The organism is Thermoflexus hugenholtzii JAD2 (genome assembly GCF_900187885.1).
Classification (GTDB): domain Bacteria; phylum Chloroflexota; class Anaerolineae; order Thermoflexales; family Thermoflexaceae; genus Thermoflexus; species Thermoflexus hugenholtzii.
Genome location: NZ_FYEK01000037.1, coordinates 23,110 through 45,964, shown reverse-complemented (window position 1 = coordinate 45,964; position 22,855 = coordinate 23,110). Strand labels below are relative to the sequence as shown.

General features: G+C 67.8%; 21 protein-coding genes and 1 pseudogene. 6 read left to right on the top strand and 16 right to left on the bottom strand.

All coding sequences use genetic code 11. From position 1 onward, the window contains the following. The 7 genes and pseudogenes from CFB18_RS15330 to lgt form a co-directional block, all read right to left on the bottom strand. Positions 1-547: pseudogene (locus CFB18_RS15330) on the bottom strand (hypothetical protein); the annotation flags it as partial. Further along, positions 544-1,098, bottom strand: coding sequence for a hypothetical protein (locus CFB18_RS10110; protein WP_143597577.1), 555 nt, complete (start codon positions 1,096-1,098; stop codon positions 544-546). The pseudogene CFB18_RS15330 and the gene CFB18_RS10110, both read right to left, overlap by 4 nt. An 85-nt stretch (positions 1,099-1,183) precedes the next feature. Continuing rightward, entirely contained in the window at positions 1,184-1,429 is a 246-nt protein-coding gene (locus CFB18_RS16555; protein ID WP_088571690.1) for a TrkA C-terminal domain-containing protein, read from the bottom strand. Positions 1,430-1,497: 68 nt separating this feature from the next. Next, entirely contained in the window at positions 1,498-2,649 is a 1,152-nt protein-coding gene (locus CFB18_RS10100) for an IS256 family transposase (protein ID WP_088571689.1), read from the bottom strand. 84 nt (positions 2,650-2,733) lie between these two features. Continuing rightward, a complete protein-coding gene (locus CFB18_RS10095; RefSeq protein ID WP_088571688.1) occupies positions 2,734-4,080 on the bottom strand; it encodes a chloride channel protein in 1,347 nt (448 codons plus the stop codon). Continuing rightward, entirely contained in the window at positions 4,004-4,432 is a 429-nt protein-coding gene (locus tag CFB18_RS15040) for a voltage-gated chloride channel family protein (protein ID WP_143597576.1), read from the bottom strand. Before CFB18_RS15040 ends, CFB18_RS10095 begins: the two co-directional genes overlap by 77 nt. 21 nt (positions 4,433-4,453) lie before the next feature. Beyond that, positions 4,454-5,305: a prolipoprotein diacylglyceryl transferase gene (gene lgt, locus CFB18_RS10090; protein ID WP_088571687.1), complete on the bottom strand. Its 852-nt coding sequence runs from the start codon at positions 5,303-5,305 to the stop codon at positions 4,454-4,456. 136 nt (positions 5,306-5,441) lie between these two features. Here lgt and CFB18_RS10085 point away from each other — a divergent pair, with 136 nt between their 5' ends. After that, a complete protein-coding gene (locus CFB18_RS10085) occupies positions 5,442-5,858 on the top strand; it encodes a hypothetical protein (protein ID WP_088571686.1) in 417 nt (138 codons plus the stop codon). 65 nt (positions 5,859-5,923) lie between these two features. Then, the gene (locus CFB18_RS10080) at positions 5,924-7,333 is read left to right on the top strand and encodes a class II fructose-bisphosphate aldolase (RefSeq protein WP_088571685.1); all 1,410 of its coding nucleotides are present in this window, start codon (positions 5,924-5,926) and stop codon (positions 7,331-7,333) included. 43 nt (positions 7,334-7,376) lie between these two features. Here CFB18_RS10080 and CFB18_RS10075 read toward each other — a convergent pair whose 3' ends face one another. From CFB18_RS10075 to glgP, 4 genes are read right to left on the bottom strand one after another with little or no spacing between them, the layout of a single operon-like run. Next, the gene (locus CFB18_RS10075) at positions 7,377-8,486 is read right to left on the bottom strand and encodes a glycosyltransferase family 4 protein (RefSeq protein ID WP_088571684.1); all 1,110 of its coding nucleotides are present in this window, start codon (positions 8,484-8,486) and stop codon (positions 7,377-7,379) included. Positions 8,487-8,490: 4 nt separating this feature from the next. After that, positions 8,491-8,946, bottom strand: coding sequence for a ribose 5-phosphate isomerase B (gene rpiB, locus CFB18_RS10070; RefSeq protein WP_088571683.1), 456 nt, complete (start codon positions 8,944-8,946; stop codon positions 8,491-8,493). A gap of 16 nt (positions 8,947-8,962) precedes the next feature. Beyond that, entirely contained in the window at positions 8,963-9,838 is an 876-nt protein-coding gene (prmC, locus tag CFB18_RS10065; RefSeq protein ID WP_088571704.1) for a peptide chain release factor N(5)-glutamine methyltransferase, read from the bottom strand. A 17-nt stretch (positions 9,839-9,855) separates the two neighbouring features. Next, on the bottom strand, positions 9,856-12,009 hold the full coding sequence (gene glgP, locus CFB18_RS10060) for an alpha-glucan family phosphorylase (RefSeq protein WP_088571682.1): 2,154 nt from the start codon (positions 12,007-12,009) through the stop codon (positions 9,856-9,858). Between the two features lie 289 nt (positions 12,010-12,298). On the opposite strand from glgP, the gene CFB18_RS10055 reads away from it, so the two are divergent. The 4 genes from CFB18_RS10055 to CFB18_RS10040 are packed head-to-tail and all read left to right on the top strand — an operon-like array spanning position 12,299 to position 15,504. Beyond that, positions 12,299-12,769 carry a Fur family transcriptional regulator gene (locus CFB18_RS10055; RefSeq protein ID WP_143597575.1) on the top strand — a complete coding sequence of 157 codons (471 nt, stop codon included), beginning with the start codon at positions 12,299-12,301 and terminating at the stop codon, positions 12,767-12,769. Between the two features lie 29 nt (positions 12,770-12,798). Continuing rightward, a complete protein-coding gene (cbiM, locus tag CFB18_RS10050) occupies positions 12,799-13,809 on the top strand; it encodes a cobalt transporter CbiM (protein ID WP_088571680.1) in 1,011 nt (336 codons plus the stop codon). Then, positions 13,776-14,735 (top strand): cobalt ECF transporter T component CbiQ, encoded by a 960-nt coding sequence (gene cbiQ / locus CFB18_RS10045; protein WP_159461693.1) that lies wholly within the window; start codon positions 13,776-13,778, stop codon positions 14,733-14,735. The genes cbiM and cbiQ overlap by 34 nt, the downstream gene beginning before the upstream one ends. Next, positions 14,722-15,504, top strand: coding sequence for an energy-coupling factor ABC transporter ATP-binding protein (locus tag CFB18_RS10040; protein ID WP_088571678.1), 783 nt, complete (start codon positions 14,722-14,724; stop codon positions 15,502-15,504). Before cbiQ ends, CFB18_RS10040 begins: the two co-directional genes overlap by 14 nt. Positions 15,505-15,511: 7 nt before the next feature. Here the strand turns inward: CFB18_RS10040 and CFB18_RS10035 are convergent, their stop codons facing one another. The 5 genes from CFB18_RS10035 to CFB18_RS10015 form a co-directional block, all read right to left on the bottom strand. Then, positions 15,512-16,351 carry a prephenate dehydrogenase gene (locus CFB18_RS10035; RefSeq protein WP_088571677.1) on the bottom strand — a complete coding sequence of 280 codons (840 nt, stop codon included), beginning with the start codon at positions 16,349-16,351 and terminating at the stop codon, positions 15,512-15,514. Positions 16,352-16,360: 9 nt separating this feature from the next. Beyond that, positions 16,361-17,386 (bottom strand): 3-deoxy-7-phosphoheptulonate synthase, encoded by a 1,026-nt coding sequence (gene aroF, locus CFB18_RS10030; RefSeq protein WP_088571676.1) that lies wholly within the window; start codon positions 17,384-17,386, stop codon positions 16,361-16,363. After that, positions 17,383-18,639, bottom strand: a complete 1,257-nt coding sequence (gene pheA, locus CFB18_RS10025; protein ID WP_159461692.1) for a prephenate dehydratase — start codon at positions 18,637-18,639, stop codon at positions 17,383-17,385. Before pheA ends, aroF begins: the two co-directional genes overlap by 4 nt. Positions 18,640-19,020: 381 nt before the next feature. Then, positions 19,021-19,395, bottom strand: coding sequence for a c-type cytochrome (locus CFB18_RS10020; protein ID WP_159461691.1), 375 nt, complete (start codon positions 19,393-19,395; stop codon positions 19,021-19,023). A 129-nt stretch (positions 19,396-19,524) separates the two neighbouring features. Continuing rightward, positions 19,525-22,818, bottom strand: coding sequence for a molybdopterin-dependent oxidoreductase (locus CFB18_RS10015; RefSeq protein WP_200808164.1), 3,294 nt, complete (start codon positions 22,816-22,818; stop codon positions 19,525-19,527). Positions 22,819-22,855 lie beyond the last annotated feature (37 nt).

Below are 22,855 nucleotides of genomic sequence, written 5' to 3'. Positions count from 1 at the left end.
GGGCCCCCCCCCGCCAGTAGCGGCCGGCCAGGCCGAGGCGAGCGGCTACCTCCGCCAGCCGGGCTCGGGCCGCTTCCACCTCGGCCTGGGCCTCTGGAGTGGCCGGGGCCGGCCAGCGCCCGGCGGGGAACCCCACGATGATCAGAGGAAGCTCGTATCGCTCCGCCGCCCAGGCCGCGGCGCCGGCGAAAGGCTCCGCCACCAAGATGTCCGGGCGCCACGCCTCGATCAGTGAGCCCAGGGCACGGAGGGCCCGAGCGTGCTCCTCCGGGTGCAGCCAGGCTTCTAAGGCCCGTTCTCGCCGTCGCCGTGCTCGCTCCGCCGGAGGGAGCTCCGGGGGGAGGGGGGGCAGCCATCGCCAGCCCACGGAGGGCAGCGGGACGAAGGGGAGGCCCCGGCGGACCACCGCCTCCTGCACCAAGGGGCCGCTGGCCCATAGCACTCGCTCCCCGCGCCGGACGAGGGCGACCGCCAGGTCCAGGTAACCTCCATAATCCAGATGTCCCCACAGGGGGATGGACACGAACAACCAGCGCCGGGTCCTCATGGCCCCATCCGCGTCGGCCCGCGGCCGGCCTCCCGATGGCAGCGCTCGCAGGCCGGGATCACGATCTCCTGCACGACGAAGAAGGGCGTCACCGTCTCCATGTGCGCGCGGTGACAATCCACGCACCCCACAGAGGTCTGGAGGTCCGGTCGGAACAGATCCGTGTGGAAGTGGTTCTCGAACCCCTCCGCCATCACCGGGTTCATTGCGCCGGGCGGGATCCCCGCCCGGGCGGGCTCCCGGACGTGGCAGAGGCGGCAGCTGTTCTCCGGGAGGCCGGGCATGCGTATCGGGTGCTGGGGAACGTCCGGGGGCGTGAAGGGCGTCCGGGCCGCGTTCCATGCGCCCAGGGCGAGGGTGCGGACGCGATCGGGGAGGGAAGAATCCCCTCGATGACAGGCCACGCAGGAGAGGCCGGCCCTCGCGTGAGCGGCGGCCAGGTCCACCGGGCGGCTTCCCCGCGCGGCAGCCGCTCGACCCACGTAGGTGGTCTCCGGTCGCAGGTGACAGCCGGCGCAGAAGGGATCTCGTTCCTCCAGGCGGGAGATCACCGAGGCCGCTCCGAGGGCGACGAGGAATAGGGCAATGAGGATGAAGCCCAGGCGCCTTCCCCAAGATCCGGAAGCGGTGGATCCCTTAAGTGGAGGGCCCAGCTTCATGGTTTGCCCTCTGGAACATTCGCCAAGCCTCCCGGATTGCCTCCGGCTTGCCGAGCAGGACCACGCGATCCCCTGCCTGGAGAGTCAGCTCTCCGTTTGGGATTAGTGTGCCTGCTCCCCGCCGCACGACAGCGATTCGGCATTCCGGAGGCCAGGGGAGCTCACTCAGGGGACGGCCGACGGCTGGCGCGTCGGCTTCCACCGGGAGCTCCGCGGTCTCCATCCCGCTCAGGGTGCGTAATCGAATCTGTTCCAGCTGATACTGGAGTAGGCGCTTCCGGCGTGTAGCGTTTAGTGTGTCCGGTCAGCATGGTAGCCTCCCATCTGGATTTCCGCAAACCCTCGGAGCCGACGGGCTCCCCATGCCTCATCCAGCTGACTCAAAACCAAATACAAAAGCTTTTCCGCAGCCTCTTCACGACAAAACACTTCCACCACCTTGGTCCGCCTCTTCACCTCCTTAGCAAGCCGTTCCAGCTGGTTGGTGGTGTAGAGGTAGCGGCGAATAGGTTTAGGATGACGCAGGAACGCTAAAAGAGCATAGGCCTTGGTCTCCCCCCGCTCCACGATCTTGGGATAGACCCCACCCCAGCGCTCCCGCCAGCTCCGCAACGCTTCCTCGGCCTCCTCCCGGCTCTCGGCCCGATCAATCTTCTTGAGATCCTCAGCCCGCGCCTCCCGGTCCTTCTTCCGGCTTTGATTCAAAGCGTCCCGGACCGCGTGCAGAACCCAGAGCTGCCAATCCGCTTCGGGAAAGATCTTCTTGATGGCCTCCTCCAACCCTGGGAGGTCATCGGTAATGAAGATCCGCACCCGTTGGACCCCGCGCCGCTGGAGATCCTTGAGAACCTCCTCCCCATTCCGGGCGCTCTCCCCTTCCGCTCCGAAGAGCCAAAACCCAAGGATCTCCCTTCGTCCATCGGGCTTGATCCCGAGCGCAATGTACACCGGTTCCTTAGCGGTTTTTCCTCGACGAATAGAAAGAAAGGTCCCATCCAAAAACACCGCGTAGTACTCCGCACTCAGGGGCCTTTCCCGCCAGGCTTTCACTTGCTCTTGGGTAACCTTGAGCAGGCGGGAGATACTCTGGGGCGAGTAGAAGGCACCGTAAATCCCCTCCAAGAACGCCGAGATCTTCCGGGTGCTTACCCCGACGGCGTAGAGAGCCAGAATCGCTTCGGAAAGTTCCAGGGAGGCCCGCTTCCTGTAGGGAAGGATCTGGGGATGGAAATCCCCTTCCCGCACGCGGGGAACTTGGAGGTCCTCCACGGGTCCTACCAGAGTTAGGAGGTCCCGGGTGTAGTAGCCGTTGGCCTGGGTGGGATGGTTTTCCAGGTAGAGCCCCCGTTCCTCCCGCATGAGGGCCTCCAAGAGCTCCTTGACCATGGTCTTGATCCGCTCTTCCACTTCCTTTAGGATTTCCTCGCGGGTTTTGTTCCGCATGGTGGCCTTCCCTCCTTTACTTTTCTTTTCTAGCCTTTTCTGGGAAGGCTACCATGCTGCCCCTCGGACACACTTTCCGAGACACTACCGGCGCTTCCGGGTGAGCGCGAGGTCATAGGCCCGCACGACTTCCTCTCGTCGGACGATCCCGATCACGCGTTGGGGATCCTCACGGCTCACCACGGGGACCTGCCCGATGTTCCATTCGCTCATCCGGCGCACGGCCTCGCTCACCGGTTCATCCGGGAAGATCGTGATCACCGGGCGCTGGCAGATTTGGCCGACCGGTTCCCCTCCCCGGCCTGCAGTCAGGGCCATCTCGAGATCTCGGAGGGTAGTGATACCCCAGAGCGTCCCTTCCGGGGTCTCTACGATCAACGTGCGCCGGCGCCGCTGCAGGAGAATCTCCAGGGCTGCCTGGGCAGGGAGGGTCTGAGTAGCCCGAACGACATCCGGGTTCATCGCTTCCTCGACCCGAAGGCTCTCCAGCACATCCACGTCCCGCCCGCGGGCGAGACGGAGGCCACGTTGTCGGAGAGCCTCGGTGTAGAGGCTTCCGGGCTGGAGGCGTTCGCTGATCAGCGCGCTGAGGCCCACCGCGGCCATCAGGGGGAGGATGATCCGGTAATCCCGAGTCATCTCGAAAAGCAGCAGAGTGGCAGTGAAAGGGGCATGGATCGCCCCGGCCAGCAGGGCGGCCATGGCTACCATCGCGTAGGCGGAGGGGTCAGCCACCCACGCTGGGAACAGGGAGCCGAGGGTGGCGCCATACGCATAGCCCAGCATGGCACCCAGGAAGAGGGCGGGGGCGAACACCCCACCCACAAATCCAACTGCCAGGGAGAGAGGTGTCAGCACGAGTTTCAGGAACATCCACTCGAGGACGAGGATGGGATTATGGGGTTGACCCTCCAGGATGGTTTGAATCGAATCGTATCCCACGCCTAGGACCTGAGGAGCGAGTAGTCCCAGGAGGCCGAGGACCAGCCCGCCTGCAGGCGTCCGAAGCCAGGGCGGGAGGGGGAGCCGCTCGACGGCCAGGCGCATGCCGTAGAGCAGCCGGATGTAAAGTATAGCCACTCCGGCGGCTAACACGCCGAGGAGCAGGTAAAAAGGCAACTCCAGAGGATGACGAAACGAATAGGCAGGCACCAGGAAAGCCGGGTAAGGGCCCAGGAGGACTTGGGTGGCCAGTGTGGCGCTCACGGTGGCCAGCACCATTGCGGTGATAGGGGCAGTGGCGAACTCCCCCAGCAGGATCTCCGCTGCAAAGAGCACGCCGGCGATCGGCGCGTTGAAGGCTGCGGCGATCCCGCCCGCTGCGCCCGTTGCGGTGAGCAGACGAATCGATTCCTCAGAGAGCCGGACCCGCTGGGCTAAGCCGGACCCGAGATGGGCGCCGATCTGGACGCTGGGATCCTCTGGTCCCACCGAGGGAGAGGATTGCGGCGACGGCCTTCGCCGGCATGCGCCAGTAAGGAAGCCGTCCGCCTGCCGTGACCATCGCCAAGATGAGCCCAGAGACCCCTGGCATCTCCTCCCGCTCCAAAAAGAAGCGGGTCATCCCGGCGATGAGCAATCCACCTAAGACCGAAGCCAAGATGCGAATCCATCCGCCCGGCGTGAGGGAGCGCAGCATATCCTGCACGCCATCTACAGCGCGGCGGAAGAGAAACACCCCTACTCCCGCCCCCAGGCCGATCAGGGGCGCGAGGATCAATACCCAGGTGCCCTCCGAGAGGCGAACCCGCTGGCGGAGATGAAGGCGGATGAGCTCCCTCATCGCTGTCCCCTCATTAGGGGATCAGGCCTCGGACATCCCGGAGGGGGCCTTCGCCCCCGGCATTCGTCCGGGGAGCCGGTTCCGGATCAGGATGGCCAGCCCGGCCGCCAGGGCGATCAGGGAGAAGACCTGGGCCGCGGCGATGTTCCCCAGCTTCCAGGCGTCCGGCCGCAGGGTCTCGATCCACAGGCGTCCCACCGGATACCAGATCAGATAGAGGGCGAAGAGGTCCCCCTCCCGCAGGCGATGCCCCAGCCGCCGGCTCAAGTTGAACAGGATCAGGAAGCCCAGGGTGTTCCAGAGGGATTCATACAGGAACACCGGATGGAAACGGGTCTCCGGGGGCAGGGTGAGGTGTTGTGGCAGGCGGCGTTCCAGGGGGATGGGAATGCCCCAAGGGAGGGTCGTGGGCGGGCCGTAGAGCTCCTGGTTGAAGAAATTCCCCCAGCGGCCGATGGCCTGTCCCACCAAGATCGAAGGCGCTACAATATCCAGCCAGCGCCAGACGGCCAAGCGGTGACGATAGGCGTAAAGGAAGAAGCCGAGCAACCCGCCGATGAGGGCTCCATAAATCGCGAGCCCTCCCTCCCAAATGTAGAGGATCTTGATCGGGTTCTCCCGGTAGTAGGACCAGCCGATGGCGCCCTCCGGATTGGAGAACACGTGGTAGAGGCGGGCGCCGATCAGGCCCAAGAGGAAGACGACCAGCAAGCCATCCCACACATGATCGGGGTTCTCCCCCCGACGGCGGGCTTCCGCCGCCGCCAGGTAGGCGCCGAGGAGGATCCCGAGCATCAGCAACAGCCCGTAGGCCCGGATGGCGAAATTCCCCACGCACAGGATCGCTCCAGTAGTCCCCGGCGGGCAGAACATCGATGGACCTCCTGTTCGGGAATGGCGGCCCTGTGGGGCCTGCCCCTCATTATATCCCGCCCGCCGGGATGGGCCGGCGGGGATGCGATGCTAAAATGGGAACGATGCGTTCGATGGAAGACCTGAGGAGGCGCGCATGCTGCGCACGCGCTGTCCGTATTGCGGCCGGCCGTTCTCCGTCTCCCGGGAGGAAGCGGCGGGGATCCTGGCCCAGGCGCTGGCGGAGAACGCCCGCTATGGGATGCGGGAATGCCCCTTCTGCCGCCGGCAGGTGAAGATCGGCCTGGCGGAGCTACGCCGGGTGGCCCCTGCGGTCGCCCCGGCGGGGACCGAACCGGCTTCCCCTGCGCCCGAAGCGGCCGCCTCCCCGTCGCCGGAGCCGCCCGCCGGGATGGAGGCCCCAGCCCCCGAGCCGGAGGAGGAAGTGCCTCCCGCGCCGACCCCACGGGGGCGTCGGAAACGAACGGGGGCCGCCCCATCGGGCCCGAAGCGCTCCCAGCGCCGAACCCGCTCCTCATCCCCGGAGACGGAGGTCACGCCTTCGGCCGAGTGATGGGATTCATGAGGAGCGGAGCGAGAGGGGCGCGCTCAGAATCCTATGCTGCAGGAGGTCTTCGCATGATCGATGTCCGGGATCGTTTGCGGCGGCCGCGCTGGGGGGAGGCCCTCGCTCTGGTCGACGGCCGGGTGGAGGTGCGCGACCCCGTATGGATCCGCGCCCAGGGGATCGACGAGCTGGTTCATCAGGCGGTCTTCGGCTCCCCCCCGGAGCGGGCGGAGGCCCGCTGGTGGATCTACGGCATCGCCCAGGCACTGGGGATCATCCCGGCCTCCATCCACCCTCTCTACGCGGCGCGGGGCCGGGGGGAGATTCCCCCGACCTTCACTGTCCCGGCCATGAACCTGCGGGGGATGACCTATGACATGGGCCGGGCGGCCTTCCGGGCGGCGCGGCGGCTGGAGGCGGGGGCTGTGATCTTCGAGATCGCCCGCAGCGAGATCGGCTACACCGACCAGCGCCCGGAGGAATACGCCGCCGTCCTGATGGCGGCCGCCGTCAAGGAGGGTTTCACCGGCCCTCTCTTCCTTCAGGGAGACCATTTCCAGGTTTCCGCAAAAGCCTATGCCCGGGATCCCGAGAAGGAGCTGCAGGCGGTGCGGGATCTCACGGCGGAGGCCATCGCGGCGGGGTTCTACAACATCGACATCGACACCTCCACGCTGGTCGACCTCTCCCAGCCGACCCTGGACGCGCAACAGCGTCTGAACTACACCCTATGTGCGGCTCTCACCCGTTACATCCGCTCCATCGAGCCGCCCGGTGTGACGATCTCCGTGGGTGGGGAGATCGGGGAGGTGGGCGGCAAGAACAGCACGGTGGAGGAGCTGCGGGCCTTTATGGACGGCTACCGCCGGGAGGTGGGGGAGGTGGTGGGGATCAGCAAGATCAGCGTGCAGACGGGCACCACCCATGGCGGGGTGGTGCTGCCGGACGGGACCCTGGCCCAGGTGGCCATCGATTTCGAGGCGCTCCGGGCCCTTTCCCGGGCGGCCCGCCTGGAATACGGGCTGGCGGGGGCGGTGCAGCATGGGGCCAGCACCCTCCCGGAGGAGGCTTTCCACAAGTTCGTGGAATGCGAGGCCTGCGAAGTCCATCTGGCCACCGGCTTCCAGAACCTGGTCTTCGAGATGCTCCCTGCGGCCTTCCGGGAGGAGATCTACGCCTATCTGCGGGCGCATCACGCCGACGAGCGGAAGCCGGGGGAGACGGACGAGCAGTTTTACTACAAGACTCGCAAGCGGGCGTGGGGGCCCTTCAAGCAGGCCTTCTGGGAGCTCCCGGAGGAAGTGCGCGGGCCCATTCGGGAGGCCCTGGAGGCGCGCTTTGCGCTGCTGTTCGAGCGCCTGGGGGTGGCCGGCACCCGGGAGCTGGTCGCCCGCTCCGTGCGTCCGGTCCCCCTCCTCCGCCCGATCCCAATGCCGACGGCGGAGACGAAGGCTGAGGAGGTGGAGGGGCTGGCAGACTAAGGGCCCTTCTCAAGACAGCGCCCCAGCAGGGAACGCGGCGTCCCTACTCCCACAACGTTCGCAGGGCCTCCCAGATCCTGCGGGCGCAGCGTTCCCAGGAGAACCGCTGCCGGTTGGCGTGGCCTCGCGCGATCAGGGCGGACCGGAGCTCTGGATCCCGCGTTAGGCGGCTCAGGGCCTCCGCCCACGGCGCGGGGTCGTCTGGAGGGAGGAGGAGCGCGCCCTCTCCGGCGACCTCCCGCAGGCTCCCGCTGGGGGCGCAGAGGACCGGCACCCCGCATGCCTGGGCTTCCAGGACTGGGAAGCCAAAGCCCTCATAGAGGGAAGGGAGCAGGAAGGCCTCGGCCCGGCTCAGCAACGCTCCTCGCGTGACGTCATCCACATATCCGGTCAGGATCAGACGGCCCGCCCACATCGGATCCCGACGCAGGCGCTCGAAGGCCGGGTCCGGCCATCCGGGCTTCCCGATGATCACCACCTGGCCCTCCCATCCCTCCGCAAGCCGACGCGCCGCAACCTGAAGGATCAGCCCGAAGTTCTTGCGCGGGTGGATCGTCCCCACCGAGACCAGATAAGGGGACCGGATCCCGAAGCGGCGCAGGATCGCCTCGGCGTCCTCCGGGATGGGCGGCGGATCGTAACCCGGGTAGGCCACCACGATCTTCTCCGCCGGAACATGGTAGAAGCGGATGAGGTCCGCTCGTGTGGCCTCGGAGTCGGCGAAGACGACACGGGCGACGGCGGCGCTCCACCGCGTGGAGAGCTCCAGATACAGCCGCTGGGCGAACGGATGCGCATGCGGGAAGTGGCGGTAACCCAGGTCGTGAATGGTGACGGCGCTGCGGGGGTGAACCAGCGGGATCACGTGGGCGGGGACGAAGAGGGCTGTGGGCGGACGGCGGGCCATCTCCCACGAGAGGCGCAGATGGGTCCACAGGCGAGGGAAGGGGATCACCCGGTGCTCCACCGACGGGGAGGGCGGAAAGAGGTCCGGCGGCGGGGACTCCCGAAAGTAAAGGCGGACCCGCACCCCTTCGGCTTCGGCATAGGGAAGGAGGGACCGGATCACCGCCCGAGCGTAGCGCTCCACTCCCGTCGGGCGGGCCACGGTAGCCCGGCTGGCGTCGATGCCCAGGATCGGAGGCCTGCCCATCGCTTCACGGGGAGGGCTGGCAGGATGCTTCCAGCTGCCGGATCTTCTCCACGCGGCGGGCGTGGCGCCCCCCCTCGAAAGGGGTGCGCAGCCATGTATCCAGGATCTCGATGGCCAGGCCGGGCCCGACCACCCGACCGCCCAGGCAGAGGATGTTGGCGTCGTTGTGCGCGCGGCTCATCTTCGCGGTGTAGACGTCCGAGACCGCGGCGGCGCGGATGCCGGGCACCTTGTTGGCCGTGATGGACATGCCGATCCCCGTGCCGCAGATGAGGACGCCGTAATCCGCCTCCCCGCGGGCAACGGCCTCGGCCACCGCCCGGGCGTAGTCCGGGTAGTCCACGGACTCGGGACTGTGGGTCCCGAAATCCACCACCTCGATCCCCTGCTCCCGCAGATGGGCGACCAGGGTCTCCTTTAAGGCGTAGCCCGCGTGATCCGCTCCGATGGCGATCCGCATCCCTGGCTCCTTTCCCTCAGTGGGTGATGGCCACTATCCGGTCCAGCCCGGCGGCGTCCTTCAGCAGCCGGATCACTGCTCGGGGGAAGGCGGCCCGGGCGAGCGTTAGGACGGCCGGCCCCTGCCCGGCGCCGATCTCCAGGAAGACCGCTCCCATCGGCCGCAGATACCCCGGGGCCTGGGCCAGGAAGCGCCGGATCAGATCCAGCCCGTCCGGCCCCCCATCCAGGGCCAGGATCGGCTCGTATTCCCGGATGGCGGGATCCAGGTCCGCCCATTCGGATCGGGCCACGTAGGGCAGGTTGGCCACCAGCAGATCCACCGGTTCCGGGAGGGGGGCGCAGAGGTCGCCCTGCAGGAAGGTCAAGCGGGAGGCCACCCCGTGACGGGCGGCGTTCTCCTGGGCGACCTCCAGGGCCTCCGGGGAGAGATCGGTGGCGTAGCCCCGGCTGTTGGGCAGGTAGACCGCCAGGGCCACCGCGATGCACCCGGAGCCGGTCCCGATGTCGGCGAAGACCAGGGGCGCGTAGGTCCGGTAGGCCCGGCTCCGCGCCCACTCCAGGGCCGCGTCGACCAGGCCCTCGGTCTCGGGCCGGGGGATCAGGACGGCGGGGGTGACCTTGAAGGGCATTCCGTAGAACTCCCGCTCGCCGATCAGGTAGAACAGGGGCTCCCCCTGCTCGGACCGAGCCACCAGCCGGGCGAAGGCCTCCCATTCGTCCGGCGCCAGGGTGCGTTCGGGGTGGGCCAGGAGGTAGGCGCGGGAGACGTTCAGGACGTGGGCCAGCAGCACCTCAGCCGCCAGCCGAGGGGCAGAGGCGCGCACCCGCCGGGAGGCCCAGGCGATGGCCTCACGGATCGAGAGGGCATGGATGCGTATTTCCGGTTTCATCGCCGCGCTCATGGCCTTCACACCGGCAACGTCCGCGGGGAGGCCGCCTCCATGGCGGGCAGATACATTTCCTGAAGGTATTCCTTCACCATCCGCCGGGTGTTAAAGAAGGGGACCAGGGAACGGATGGATTCTTTCACCATGCGCAGCCATCGGTGGGGGATCCCATCGGCCTCGACGTCGTAGTAGAGAGGGACCACGGCCTTCTCCAGCAGGTCATAGAGGGACGCCGCGTCGGCCGCGTCCTGGGCTTCGGGGTCCTCATACTCCCGATCCTCCCCGATGGCCCAGCCGTTGGCCCCGTTGTAGCCCTCCCGCCACCAGCCATCCAGCACGCTCAGGTTCAGCACCCCATTGAGGGCGGCCTTCTGGCCGCTGGTGCCGCTGGCCTCGAGGGGCCGGCGGGGGGTGTTCAGCCAGACGTCCACCCCCTGCACCAGATGGCGGGCCACCTCGATGTCGTAATCCTCCAGGAAGGCGATCCGTCCTCCGAAGGCCGGGTCTTTGATCAGGCGGTAGATCTCCTGGATCATGCGCTTGGCCGGCTCGTCGGCCGGATGGGCCTTCCCGGCCAGGATGATCTGGACAGGACGATAGGGATCGTTGACCAGGCGTCGCAGCCGCTCCGGATCCCGGAAGAGCAGGTAGGCGCGCTTGTAGAGGGCGAAGCGCCGGGCGAAGCCGATGGTCAGGGCGTAAGGGTCGAGCAGCACGCCCGAGGCCACGATCTGAATCGGGGAAACGCGGTTGCCCTGCCAGCGCCGCCGGGCCCGTTCGCGCATGAAGGCCACCAGCTTACGCTTCAGGTGCCGCCGCACCGTCCACAGCTCCTCATCCGGGATCTCCAGGACCCGCTCCCAGAGGGTCGGATCATCCAGCCGCTCCAGCCAGTCCGGCCCCAGGTAGCGCTGATAGAGGACGCGCATCCGGCGCGCCAGCCAGGTCCCGACGTGGACCCCGTTGGTGATATGGCGGATAGGGACCGCCTCCACGGGCCGGTCCGGCCACAGATGAGCCCACATCTTGCGGGTGACGTGGCCGTGGAGCTCGCTCACGGCGTTGCGGTGATCGGCGAAGCGCAAGGCGAGGACCGTCATGTTGAAGGTGGAGCCCCAGGGCTCGTCCTGACGAGCCAGCTCGCAGAAGTCCTTGAAGGAAAGGCCGAGTTGCTCCCAGTAACCGGCGAAGGCGCGCTCGATCAGGCTGAGGGAAAAGCGATCATGGCCGGCGGGGACTGGGGTGTGGGTGGTGAACACGGTGGTGGCTCGCACCCGGGCTGCGGCCTCCTCGAAGGGGAGGCCCGCGGCGATGTGTTCCCGCAGCCGCTCCAGGATGGAGAAGGCCGAATGGCCCTCGTTCAGATGCCAGACGGCGGGCTGCAGACCCAGAGCCCGCAGGGCCCGCACCCCGCCGATCCCCAGGATCATCTCCTGGGCGATCCGCCGCTCCGGGTCCCCGTCATACAGCCGGGCGGAGAGCTCCCGATCCGCGGGCTCGTTCTCCGGGAGGCTGGTGTCCAGCAGGTAAAGGGGGATGCGGCCGATCTGGAGGCGCCAGATCTGCGCCCGCACCGGCCGGCCGGCGATGGTCACCTCCACCCGCACCGGTTGCCCATCCGGGCCCAACACCGGATGAAGGGGGAGGTTCTCCAGGTCCAGCGGCTCGTAGATCGCCTCCTGCCAGCCGTCCTCCGTGATGCGCTGGGTGAAGTAGCCATGCTGATACAGCAACCCCACCCCGACCATAGGCAGGCCCAGATCACTGGCCTCTTTGAGGAAGTCGCCGGCCAGCACTCCCAGCCCGCCCGCGTAGGCCGGGAAGGCTTCGTGGATCCCGAACTCCGTGGAGAAATAGGCGACGATGGCCTCCGCACGCTCTGGATGGGCCCGGGCGAACCAGGTGGGCCCGGTGAGGGCGCGATCGAACTCCTCCATCACCCGATCGTAAAGCTCCAGGTAGGCTGGAGTCTGAACGGCCGCATTGAGCCGAGCCCGCTCGACCCGGCGCAGCAAGGCCACCGGGTTGTGGCGGACCTCCTCCCAGCGCACCGGATCCAGCCGCTCGAACAGCCGCTGGGCGTCCGGCTGCCAGGTCCACCACATGTTCGTGATCAGCTCCCCCAGACGGGCGATGCGCTTGGGCAGCTTCCCGCCGTTGCCCGCTGGCTCCATCGTTTGCCTCCGAAAACGCATCCCTGCGGATAAAGCGCTTTCGCATTTTAACGGGTCCAGGGGATCCTGTCGAATGTCGGCCGGGCCGGGATCCCCTGTTCATCTTACCGTTCGAAGCGGCAGCCGGGCTGCGGAGCCGAAGAATCCGATTTTGACGGATGCCAATTATCGCCATATATTAGCAATAACCAGATCTTGCAAATAGCTGGGATGGGCGCTGGAAGGAGCCGGGGGCTGGGCCAGGCCCTCCCGGCATTGAGGGGATCCAGAGGAAGGCGGAGGAGGCGAGGTGCCGCACTGTCATTCGATCCGACAGACGTTGCGCCGGCACGGCTTCCGGGTGACGCCCCAGCGGATGCTGATCCTGGAGGCCCTTCGCTCGGCGGGACGGCATATGACCGCCGAGGAGATCTATGCCGCCGTCCGGGCCTACGCGCCTGCCGTGGACCTCTCCACGGTCTACCGCACCCTGCGGTTGTTGGCCCGGCTGGGCTTGCTGGACCGCCACGTCCTGGGGGAGGGCCGCATCGTCTACGAGTGGCGGGACCAGCCTGGCCATGCGCACTTCTTCTGCCGTTCGTGTCGGGAGGTGCTCCATCTGGAGGCCGATCTCCTGGGGGATATCGCCCGGGAGCTTCAGGCGCGCTCCGGGCTGGCCATCGAGCAACTCACCCTTATGCTGGTTGGCCTCTGCCCGCGGTGCCGCGCCTCCGTCGAGGGGAAGAAGGATCCGCCTGCTTCGCAGGCGGCAGCCCGCTGAGCCCGGATCATCCGCCCGAGGAGGCCGAGATGCATATCCCCGATGGCTATCTGAGCCCGGAAACCTGCGCCGTTCTCGCCGCCGGCTCTGCCCCCGCCCTCTACGTGGCTGTCCGGCGTCTGCGGCAGGAGTCCGACGGGGCGATCCTGGCCCGCTTGGCCCTGGCCTCGGCCTTCGGGTTCGTGGTCCAGATGCTGAACGTCCCCGTCCCGGACGGAACGTCCGCCCACGCGGTGGGGGCCGCCCTGGCCGCCATCCTCTTGGGTCCCTGGGGGGCGATGCTGGCCATGACGGTGACCCTGGCGATCCAGGCCCTTTTCTTCGGGGATGGGGGCATCCTGGCCCTGGGGGCCAACGTCTTCAACCTGGGGATCCTGGCCCCGGCTGTGGCTTACTTCGTCTATCAGGTCGTCGCCGGTCGCTCCCCCTCGCGGACCCGTCTCCTGATGGCCGCGGCTCTGGCAGGGTATTTGAGCATCAACGCGGCAGCCCTGGCCACGGCCATCGAGCTGGGCCTCCAGCCCCTTCTCTTCCGCGCCCCGGATGGGACCCCGCTCTATAACCCGTATCCTTTGAATCTGGCGGTGCCGGCGATGATGTTCGCCCATCTGGTCGTGGCCGGCCCGGTGGAGGCCCTGGTCACTGGGTTGATCGTCGGCTACGTGCATCGGGTCCAGCCTGACCTGCTGGCCCGCCCCGCGGAAGGAAAGTGGGCCGCCGGGGCTTGGCTGCCGCTGGTGGTGGTGCTGGGCCTGCTGATCGTCCTCACCCCGCTGGGCCTTCTGGCTCCGGGGACGGCCTTCGGGGAGTGGGCGCCGGAGGAGCTGGAGGGGCTGATCGGATATGTGCCCCGTGGCCTCGCCGTGCTGAGCGGGTGGTGGTCCGGGCTCTTGCCGGATTACGCCGTTCCCATCCTGGAGGGGGTTCCCGGAGGAGAAGTGATCGGGTATCTGCTCTCTGCCCTGATGGGCGTCTTGCTGGCCGTGCTGGTATGGGGGATCCTGCGGTGGCTTCTCCTTCGGCCTCGGACCCGGTCCTGACCCTTCCGCCCTGGTTGGGGCGTCCATCCGCCCCGTTGGGCCCTGGGACCTCCGAAGCCCGTCGGGTCCGACTGGATTTCGTCGCCCGGACCCTGGTCGGCGCCTTGGAGGTCGTCCGGCGGGCGCTCTACGCGGAGGAGATCGCCCGGCGGGACGGGCTGTTGCAGCGGGCGTCCCCGGAGGTCAAGGTTCTCTGCTTCCTGGCCCTGATCCTCGCCGCCAGCCTCAGCCGGGGCCTGGCGCCCCTGGCCCTCCTCTACGGCGGCTGTGTTCTGCTGGCCGCCTTGGGACGGCTGGACCTGCGATCGTTCCTGGGGCGCACGGGGCTGGTGGTGCTGTTCTTCACCGGCTTGATCGTCCTGCCAGGGATGACCAGCCTGGTTCATCCGGGGGAGCCGCTGGTGGTGCTGGTCCGGTTCGGGCCCGATGCCCGGTTGGGGCCCCTGGCGCTGCCCTCGGAGCTGAGCCTCACCCGCCAGGGTCTCACCGGGGGCCTCATGGTGATGCTTCGGGCGGCGACCTCGGTTTCCCTGGTCACCCTGCTCACCGTGACCACCGGCTGGTTCGAGCTGCTGCGGGGCCTTCGGGCGTTGGGGCTTCCGGCGGCGGTGGGGATGCTCTTCACCCTGACTTATCGCTACATCTTCGTCCTCCTAACGGTGGTCCAGGACATGTATGCCGCCTGGCAGGCTCGGGTCCTGGGCGGGCGGGCAGGGGATGCGGGCCGACGGCTCGGCGCGGCCGCCGCCTATGCCCTCTTTCTCCGGTCTGAGGCTCTGGCTCGGGAGATCCACCAGGCCATGCTCGCCCGGGGCTTCCAGGGCCGGGTGGCTTTCGTTCAACGGCGTCGATCCTCGGTATGGGCCTCCGGGGCGTTGGCGGCGTTGACCCTGCTGATGCTCGGAGGGGTCTATGTGGTCCGCTGACGGCCGGCCGGTCTTCGAGGTGAATGAGGTGCGGGTGACCTATCTGGGGCGGTTCCCGGCCCTGGCCGGGGTGAGCCTGCGGGTGGCATCCGGGGAACAGGTGGCGCTCCTTGGGCCCAACGGCTGCGGCAAATCCACCCTACTGAAGGTCTTGGCCGGCCTTCTGTTCCCTGACTCCGGGACCGTCCATGCCTTCGGGCATCCCCTGACGCCCGCCAGCCTGGCCCGCCCGGCGTTCTTCCGGGAGTTCCGGCGGCGGGTGGGATTGCTCTTCCAGAACTCCGATGCCCAGCTCTTCAACCCCACGGTCTTCGAGGAGATCGCCTTCGGGCCGGCCCAGCTCGGCTTCCCGCCGCAGGAGGTCGAGCGCCGGGTGCGGGATATGCTCCGCCTTCTGGAGATCGAGGGGCTCGCGGATCGGGCCCCGTTCCAGCTCAGCGAGGGCCAGAAGCGGCGGGTGGCGCTGGCGGCCGTGCTGGCGGTGAACCCGGACGTGCTGCTGCTGGACGAGCCCACGACCGGCCTGGACCCGCGGACCAATGATCGCCTGGTGGAGATCCTGTGGGGTCTGCGCCGCTTGGGCAAGACGCTGCTGGTGGCCACCCACGACCTGGAGCTGGCCCGCCTGGTGGCGGACCGAGCGGTGATCATCGGGGAGGACCATCGGGTGTGGTTCGATGGGCCGACGCCGGAGGCGCTGGCGAATCGGGATCTCCTTTACCGGGCGAACCTGGTGGGCCGATCGTGGATGGCACATCCCGTTCTGTGAGGAGCCCTCAGGCGCCCCTCGACCATCCACGGCGGCGTGCGGCCAGGCGGGGCCATTCTGGAGGGAGCGAGGGCGGGGAGGCCTTCAGGGCGGCGCGCCAGGCCTCCAGGATCCGGAGAAGGGCCTCCAGGGCGGCGACGACCTCATCGGCGTTACTGCGGATGACCTCCCCCATCATGCGGGGATCGCTGGCCGCCACCCGGGTGGCGTCCCGAAACCCGGAGGCGGCGATCTCCCAGAGGGCGGGATCCCCGGTGGCTTCCACGGCGGCGACGAGGGCCATGGCCGTCACGTAGGGGAGGTGGCTGATCCAGGCCACCTGACGATCGTGGGTCTCCGCCTCCATCCACAGCGGCCGGGCACCCAGGAGGCGCGCCAGCTCCTCCGCCCGCGCGGCGGCCTCGGGGGTGGTGCGGGAAGTGGGGACCAGCAGGAACGGCCGCCCGACGAAGAGATCCGGGTCCGCCGCCTCGAAGCCCGAGGTCTCCCGGCCGGCCATGGGATGTCCACCCACGGCGCCCACGCCGTCCGGCAGTTTCCCCATCGCCGCTACCACCCGTCGCTTGGTGCTTCCCGTGTCCAGCACCACCTGTCCCGGCCGCCACGGCAGCGTCCGCAGCAGCTCCTCGATCGCGCCCACCGGGGTGGCCAGGATCACGCCCTCCGCGGCGGCGACCAGGGCCGGCGGGTCCAGGACGTCCTCGAAGATCCCGGAGGCCCGGGCCTGCTCCCGGGTCCGGGGATCCTGATCCGCTCCCAGCACCGGGAGCCCCTGTCGGGCGAGCCGATGGGCGATGGAGCCGCCGATCAATCCCAGCCCGATGATCCCCCAGCGGAACGGCGCCATCGTCCCTCCTTACGCGCGATGGGAATCGCCCTCCAGCTCCCGCAGGGCCCGAGCCACGGCGCGGACCTCGCGGACCATGCGGGCGAAGGCCTCCGGGGTGAGGGACTGGCGGCCGTCCGACCAGGCCTCCTGCGGGCGGATGTGGACCTCGGTGATCAGGCCGTCCGCTCCGGCGGCGATGGCGGCCCGGGCCATGGGGATCACATACGCCGCGTCCCCTGTGCCATGGCTGGGATCCACCAGCACCGGCAGGTGGCTCAGGCGTTTGACCACCGGCACGGCGTTGAGGTCCAGGGTGTTGCGGGTCATCCGTTCGAAGGTGCGGATCCCCCGCTCGCACAGGATCACCTGGAAGTTCCCGTAGGCCATGATGTATTCCGCCGCCAGCAGCCATTCCTCGATGGTGGCGCTCATCCCGCGCTTGAGGAGGACCGGCTTGGGCTGGCGGCCGGCCGCCTTGAGCAGGCTGAAGTTCTGCATGTTGCGGGCGCCGATCTGCAGGACGTCCGCGACCTCGGCCACCAGGGGGATCTCCTCGGGGGCCATCACTTCGGTCACCACGGGGAGGCCGGTCTCGGCGCGGACTTCGGCCAGCAACTCCAGTCCCTCCCAGCCCAATCCCTGGAACGAGTAGGGAGAGGTGCGGGGCTTGAAGGCCCCTGCACGCAGCATATGAGCGCCCGCTTCGCGGACGGCGTAAGCGGTCTCCAGGAGCTGGGAGCGGGATTCCACAGCGCACGGGCCGGCGATCAACACCGGCTCCTCCCCGCCGATGAGCACCTCGCCCACCCGGATTTGGGTGCCCTCTGGTCGGTAATCCCGGGCGGCCAGCTGGAAGGCATGACGGACCGGGATCACCCGTCGGACGCCGGGCCAGGTCTGGAGCTCCTGAGGATCCAGGTCGTGATCATCCGGGCAAACTAACACGGGCTGGGGCCCGTGGATCCGATAGACGGGCTTGCCCCTGGCCTGCAGGTGCTCCACCAGTCGCTGGATGGCACGGGGGTCCATATCGGACGCGCATTCCACGATCATCGCTCTCCTCCTTCTTCGTGGCTTGAGACGGTTCCTTCAGCGGCCGGATAAGAGCCCAACAGCTTCAGGAAAGAGGCCCGCTGGAGCAGGCCCAGCAGCGCCTCACGACACGCTGGATCCTGCCAGTGGCCCTCGAAGTCCACGTAGAAGACGTATTCCCAGGGGCGGCCGCGGCGGGGGCGGGACTCGAGCTTGGTGAGATTGATGCCGCGGGCGGCGAACTCCCCGAGGCAGGCATGGAGGGCTCCCGGCACGTGGCGGGTGCTGAAGACGATGGAGGTCTTGTTGCGGGCGGCGCGGGGGGGCTCATAGGTGCTGACGATGAAGAAGCGGGTGGCGTTCTCGGGGTCGTCCTCGATGCCTTCGGCCAGGATCGCCAGGCTGTAGCGTTCGGCGGCCAGGCGGCTGGCGATGGCGGCGACCCCGGGCTCCGGGCGCTCGGCCAGCATGCGGGCGCTGCCGGCGGTGTCGGGGGCGGCGATGGCCTCCCAGCCGTGGCGGGCGATGAAGCGGGCGCACTGCTCCAGGGCCTGGGGATGGGAGCGCACCGCCCGGATATCCGAGAGGGAGGTCCCCGGAGGGGCGAGGAGGCAGTGTCGCACCCGCAGAATCACCTCCCCCCAAATCCGGAGGTCCCGCTCCAGGAGGAGGTCATAGACGGCGTTGATGGAGCCCGCAGTGGAGTTCTCCACGGGCAGGATCCCGAAGTCGGCCCGGCCGGCCTCCACGGCCTGGGCGACCTCGGCGAAGGTGGTGCAGGGGAGCAGCTCCAGCTCGCCCCCGAAGAAGCGCTCGGCGGCCTCATGGGAGTAGGCCCCCGGCTCCCCCTGGAAGGCCACCCGCGGACGGGTCAGGGTGGGGGGCGGGGGATCCGGCTCCGGGGCGGGATCTCCCTCCCCGTTAAACAGGTCCGGTCGGAGCCGGCGGGCCTCGCCCAGGTAAACCGGGACGGGCTGGAGGGGCCGGCGGGGCTGGACCAGCAGCAGGACACGGATGCAGCGGGGCAATCCGTCGGGGACAGGGATCTCCTGGGCACAGAGCATGGGGACGTGGGTCCATCCCATCTCCCGGGCGACGGCGGCGGGGAAGGCGGCGTTGAGGTCGGGGGTGGTGGTGAACCAGGCGGCGACGATCTCGTCGGGGGCGAGGTGGTTCGCCCGGGCGATGGCCTGGAGCAGCGTTCGGGTGGCCGAGGCGATGGCCTCGGGGGTGTTGGCCTGGGCGGTGATCGCGCCGCGGATGCCGCAGATCATGTCTCCTCCCCATGAAAACGCCATCGGCGCGGGGGCTCCGGGGAGCCGCTCCGCGCCGATGGGTGAGATCGTTAGGATGAGGTGGAACCATCACGTGGCACGCGCGAGCGGCCCCGCCACAGGCGCGGCAAAGTAAAAGTAATACCACCCGTAGCCGCGGAGGACGCTCGCGAGACGCCGTGCCAGCATGTCTGGAAAACCCCACTCCTGCCGATTTGATACCCTATTATATGGGTTCTGTCGGATCTGTCAAGTTAAAGGGTTTGCACATCGCAGAGCTTAGGGCTCGCCTGGGCCTTTGGGGGTCGGGTGCGTGCCGAATCTGTTCTGTCCCACGACGCGCTGGGTCCGATGGGAGTTCCCCACGACTATGAGGACTGGCTATGGGCGCCGGGCGTCCAGCGCCTGAAGGTAGGCGAGGATCGCCTCGATCTCGCTATCGGAGAGATGAAAGTTCGGCATGGCGGTCCCGGGCTTGACGGCCTGGGGGTCCCGGAGCCAGAGCCGCAGGCTCACCATGGCCGGATCCCCCACCCGCTGGGTGATCCCGTTGAGATCCGGCGCCAGGATCCCCCCCGAGTCGCCGATGCGATGGCAGCGCCGGCAGCCGTAGCGCTCCACCAGCCGCGCCCCGGTCTCCGGCGAGGGGTCCACGCGCTTGAGAACGTTGAGAAGAGGCCGTGGGGGATTCATGGCCAGCCAGACCACGATCCCGACGGCGATCAGGGTTCCGAAGATTGCCCAGCGGGTTCGCATCCTTGCCTCCCACATCGGCCTGATTTTGCCCGGAAGGGGGGTCCTCGCTATGGAAAGCGGAGAGGGGCCGCCTGAGAGCGCCCCTCTCCGCCGTCCGTCTTGGATTCGGGATGGCACCCCTTTGGGCTTTTAGATCTTTTCCACCTTCACCCGGCTGTCGTAGAACACCGCCGAGCCGCCGACCGGGTCCACCAGGCAGGTGTTCTTCAGGTAGGGGTCCACCCGCATGGCGGCGTTGGCGTGGATGCCAGTCGCCCGACGCGGATCGCCTTTCACGGCCACCCCGTCGATCATCACGTCCGAGGCCCCATACGCCCAGTGGCCGTGGCCCAGGCTGAAGGCGATCACCCCGGGGCGGATCCCCTGGACGACCTTGACCTTCCCGATCATCGGCTTCTTCTGGCCGTTGCCCAGGTCCCAGACCCCCTCCGGGTTGGTGGGCGAGACGATCCGCACCCAATCCCCGTCCTTCAGGCCCAGCCGGGCGGCGTCCCGGGCGTTCATCAGGACGTAGTTCTCGGGGGCCAGGGCCAGCAGCCAGTAGTTGGAGATGGTGCGGCTCTTGGTGTGGAAGATCTCCCGGTAGGTGATCAGGTGGAACTCGTAGCCCTCCTTCTCGTCCTCCAGCCGGTTGCCCAGCACATCGGTGGGCGCGGGGATGTAGGTGGGGTAGCCGATCAGCGGCTTGCCGGTCATCGCGCTCTTGGTGGTTGCCGTCTTCTCTTGGTAGAGGTTGATCAGCTTGCCGTATTTGTTCTTCACCTGATCGCCTTCATAGGCTTTCTCGAAGTCCTGGAAGCGGCCGCCCCGGTTGAGCACGTAGATCACTTTGCGCCAGAGGGCCTCTCCCACGGTCTCCTTCCAGCGCTCCGGGTCGAAGACGCTCTTCGGGAGGTGCCGCCGGGCCTCCAGGAAGATCCGGACCTCCTCATCGTCGGCATCCGGCACCGCGTCGGAGCCGTCCTCCTTCTCCCCATAGGCCAGGTTAGCGGCCATGCGCAGGTAGAGGTGGTCGGGGTGGGTGAGGGGGATGCCCTCGCCCAGGCCGTTGGGGCCGAAGTTCGGCAGGCCCAGCGCCTCCGCCAAGCCCAGGAGCAGGGCCTCCAGGGAGAGCGGCATCTCCTGGCCGAAGACCTTCACCGTCTCCGTGAGCGGCGGGATGGCCGGTTGCCGCACCGGCTGGACCTTCCAGGCCACCGAGGGATGGGAGCCGGCGAACTCCCAGCGCTCCAGGTAGGTGAGATCCGGGAAGATGTAATCCGCATACATCGACGTCTCGCCGACCACGATGTCGCAGGCCACGATCAGAGGGATCTTCTTCGGATCCTTCAGGATCTCGATGTTGGTGTGGCCGGCAGGCAGCGCGTAGACCGGCGAGCCCATGTAGATAAAGAGGATCTTGATGGGATACGGATAGGCGTCCCCCATGGAGGGGATCAGCTCCTGGTAGATGTCCGACGACAGCGGATACCAGTTCCGCTTCGCCGGATACTTCCCGTCGTAGAGCGTGGTATCCTGCCACTTCGCATTATGGCGGATGATGCTGATCCCGAAGGGGGAGAGCTTGCCGGGGTTCATGGCGCCCAGGTTGAACGGCTTCTTGGCCTTGGCCCCAGTGTAATCATAGGTAGAGGCCTTGATCATCCCGCCCTTCCAGTCGTAGTTACCGATGAGCAGGTTCAAGGTGAACCAGGCCACCACGTTGTAGAAGCCGTTGGTGTGCTGGGAGACGCCGCGGTGGACGTCGGCGGCGGCCCGCTTGCCGTGGGCGGTGAACTCCCGGGCCAGCTCCACGATGTCCTGAGGGCGGATCCCCGCCTCGGCGGCGTATTCCTCAATGGTCATCTTCTCCGCCGACTCCTTCAGGATCTGCATCCCGCTCTTCACCCGGATGGCTTTGCCGTCCGGGGCGGTGAGGGTGGCCTCCACGAAGAGGTCCCCGACCACCGGGGTCTCGGCGTCGTTGGGGTCGAAGGCGACCGGCTTGCCCTCCACCATGGTCACCAGGAGGTCGTAGGCGAACTGCTTGCCGTCGGGGGTCACATAGACGGTCACCTTCTTCCCCTCTTTCTCCACCTCCTGCTTAGTGGTGAGGCCGATCTCGGAGGCCCGCAGGAAGGGGCCGGGGGTGCCGTCCTCGCCGATCTTCACCAGCCAGACCGCGTTGGTCCAGGTGGGCTCCCCGGCGGCTTGGGCGGCGGCCCGGTTGGCGTTGCGCAGGTATTGCTCGTCGTAACGCCGGTTCTCGATGATCCAGCGGATCATCCCCATGGCGATGGCGCCCTCGGTCCCCGGCTTGTTGGGGATCCACTTCCAGGCCTTGGCCGCCGTCTTGGAGAAACGGGGATCGATCACCGCATACTTCAGCCGGCCCGAGACCAGCCCCTCGGTGATCTTGGTCACCCGTAGCGGCGGGCCGTAGTTCCCCTCAAAGGGGCTGGCGCCCACGAAGATGACGAACGCGCTGTGGCCCAGGTCCGCCTGCCAGTAGAACTTGGCCCCGCCGGAGAACTTCCCGTCCACGAACTGCTCGGACATCGCTTTGCAGCCGAAGTAGAGAGAGCCTTGGCAGACCGTAGTGTGGCCGTGGCGGTTGACGGTCCCCAGGCCATCGCCGAAGAACCGGTGGATGAAATCCGAGCGCCCGCCCTTGAGCCGTCCCCAGATGATGGCGATCTGGTTGTTCTTCGGACCCAGGTCCGGGTGGTCCGGATCGATCAGGGTATGCAGATGGTCTGCGAACTGCTTCTTAAATTCCTCCACCAGCGCCTTCTTCTTCTCCCGATCTTTCTCCCCCCAGATCTTCTTCACGAAATCGCCCATCGCCTTCATGACTTTGGGATCCCGCAGGGCCCACAGCTCCTTCAAGCCCGGCACGGGGCCCTCGCCGAAGAGGTCGCCCCCCTCGACGATCTCCCGGATGGCTTGCTCGAAGGGGATGGTGATCCACTGGTTCTCGCCCCGTTTGGTGCCGGGCTTGCGCTTCAGGACCACCCGGAGGCGATACGGGTCGTAGGCGGTCTGGATGCCCGCCTGGCCCTTGGGGCAGATCCCCCCATCGATGGCAGCAGCCTGGGAGATCGGCGTCTTATAAGGGAGATGGGGGTAGAGGGCCCAGGGCGAGTAGGGGTTGCCGTCGATCTTGGCCGCCACGCCGTCCAGCAGCTTCACCTTGATCCCGCACTGGGTGTTGCATTGCTGGCAGACGGTGAAGATCATGTTCTCCGGCCGGCCCAGCGGGTATTCCCCTTCGGCCTCCGGGTGGAAGCTCGCCAGGGTGCGGGCCGCGTGGGCGAAGAGGGCAGTGCTCCCCACCAGGGCCGCCGTCTTCAAGAAGTCCCGCCGGGTCAAGGCGGTTCCTTCGGTTTTCTCCGCCGGGAGCTCCTCCCGGATCTCCGTCGGTCGAGGCATCGCCTTCGTCATCCCACACCTCCTGTCCGGTGAAGGATCGGGGCCCCGC

Bases quoted from the DNA above. Each gene is read 5' to 3' on its own strand.
- CFB18_RS10015 (WP_200808164.1), bottom strand. From the start codon at position 22,818: ATGACGAAGGCGATGCCTCGACCGACGGAGATCCGGGAGGAGCTCCCG.
- prmC (WP_088571704.1), bottom strand. From the start codon at position 9,838: ATGAAACCGGAAATACGCATCCATGCCCTCTCGATCCGTGAGGCCATC.
- glgP (WP_088571682.1), bottom strand. From the start codon at position 12,009: ATGGAGCCAGCGGGCAACGGCGGGAAGCTGCCCAAGCGCATCGCCCGT.
- CFB18_RS10075 (WP_088571684.1), bottom strand. From the start codon at position 8,486: ATGGGCAGGCCTCCGATCCTGGGCATCGACGCCAGCCGGGCTACCGTG.
- aroF (WP_088571676.1), bottom strand. From the start codon at position 17,386: ATGATCGTGGAATGCGCGTCCGATATGGACCCCCGTGCCATCCAGCGA.
- CFB18_RS10020 (WP_159461691.1), bottom strand. From the start codon at position 19,395: ATGCGAACCCGCTGGGCAATCTTCGGAACCCTGATCGCCGTCGGGATC.
- CFB18_RS10040 (WP_088571678.1), top strand. From the start codon at position 14,722: ATGTGGTCCGCTGACGGCCGGCCGGTCTTCGAGGTGAATGAGGTGCGG.
- rpiB (WP_088571683.1), bottom strand. From the start codon at position 8,946: ATGCGGATCGCCATCGGAGCGGATCACGCGGGCTACGCCTTAAAGGAG.
- CFB18_RS10035 (WP_088571677.1), bottom strand. From the start codon at position 16,351: ATGGCGCCGTTCCGCTGGGGGATCATCGGGCTGGGATTGATCGGCGGC.
- CFB18_RS15040 (WP_143597576.1), bottom strand. From the start codon at position 4,432: ATGAGGGAGCTCATCCGCCTTCATCTCCGCCAGCGGGTTCGCCTCTCG.
- CFB18_RS16555 (WP_088571690.1), bottom strand. From the start codon at position 1,429: ATGGAGACCGCGGAGCTCCCGGTGGAAGCCGACGCGCCAGCCGTCGGC.
- lgt (WP_088571687.1), bottom strand. From the start codon at position 5,305: ATGTTCTGCCCGCCGGGGACTACTGGAGCGATCCTGTGCGTGGGGAAT.
- cbiM (WP_088571680.1), top strand. From the start codon at position 12,799: ATGCATATCCCCGATGGCTATCTGAGCCCGGAAACCTGCGCCGTTCTC.
- pheA (WP_159461692.1), bottom strand. From the start codon at position 18,639: ATGATCTGCGGCATCCGCGGCGCGATCACCGCCCAGGCCAACACCCCC.
- CFB18_RS10085 (WP_088571686.1), top strand. From the start codon at position 5,442: ATGCTGCGCACGCGCTGTCCGTATTGCGGCCGGCCGTTCTCCGTCTCC.
- CFB18_RS10080 (WP_088571685.1), top strand. From the start codon at position 5,924: ATGATCGATGTCCGGGATCGTTTGCGGCGGCCGCGCTGGGGGGAGGCC.
- CFB18_RS10100 (WP_088571689.1), bottom strand. From the start codon at position 2,649: ATGCGGAACAAAACCCGCGAGGAAATCCTAAAGGAAGTGGAAGAGCGG.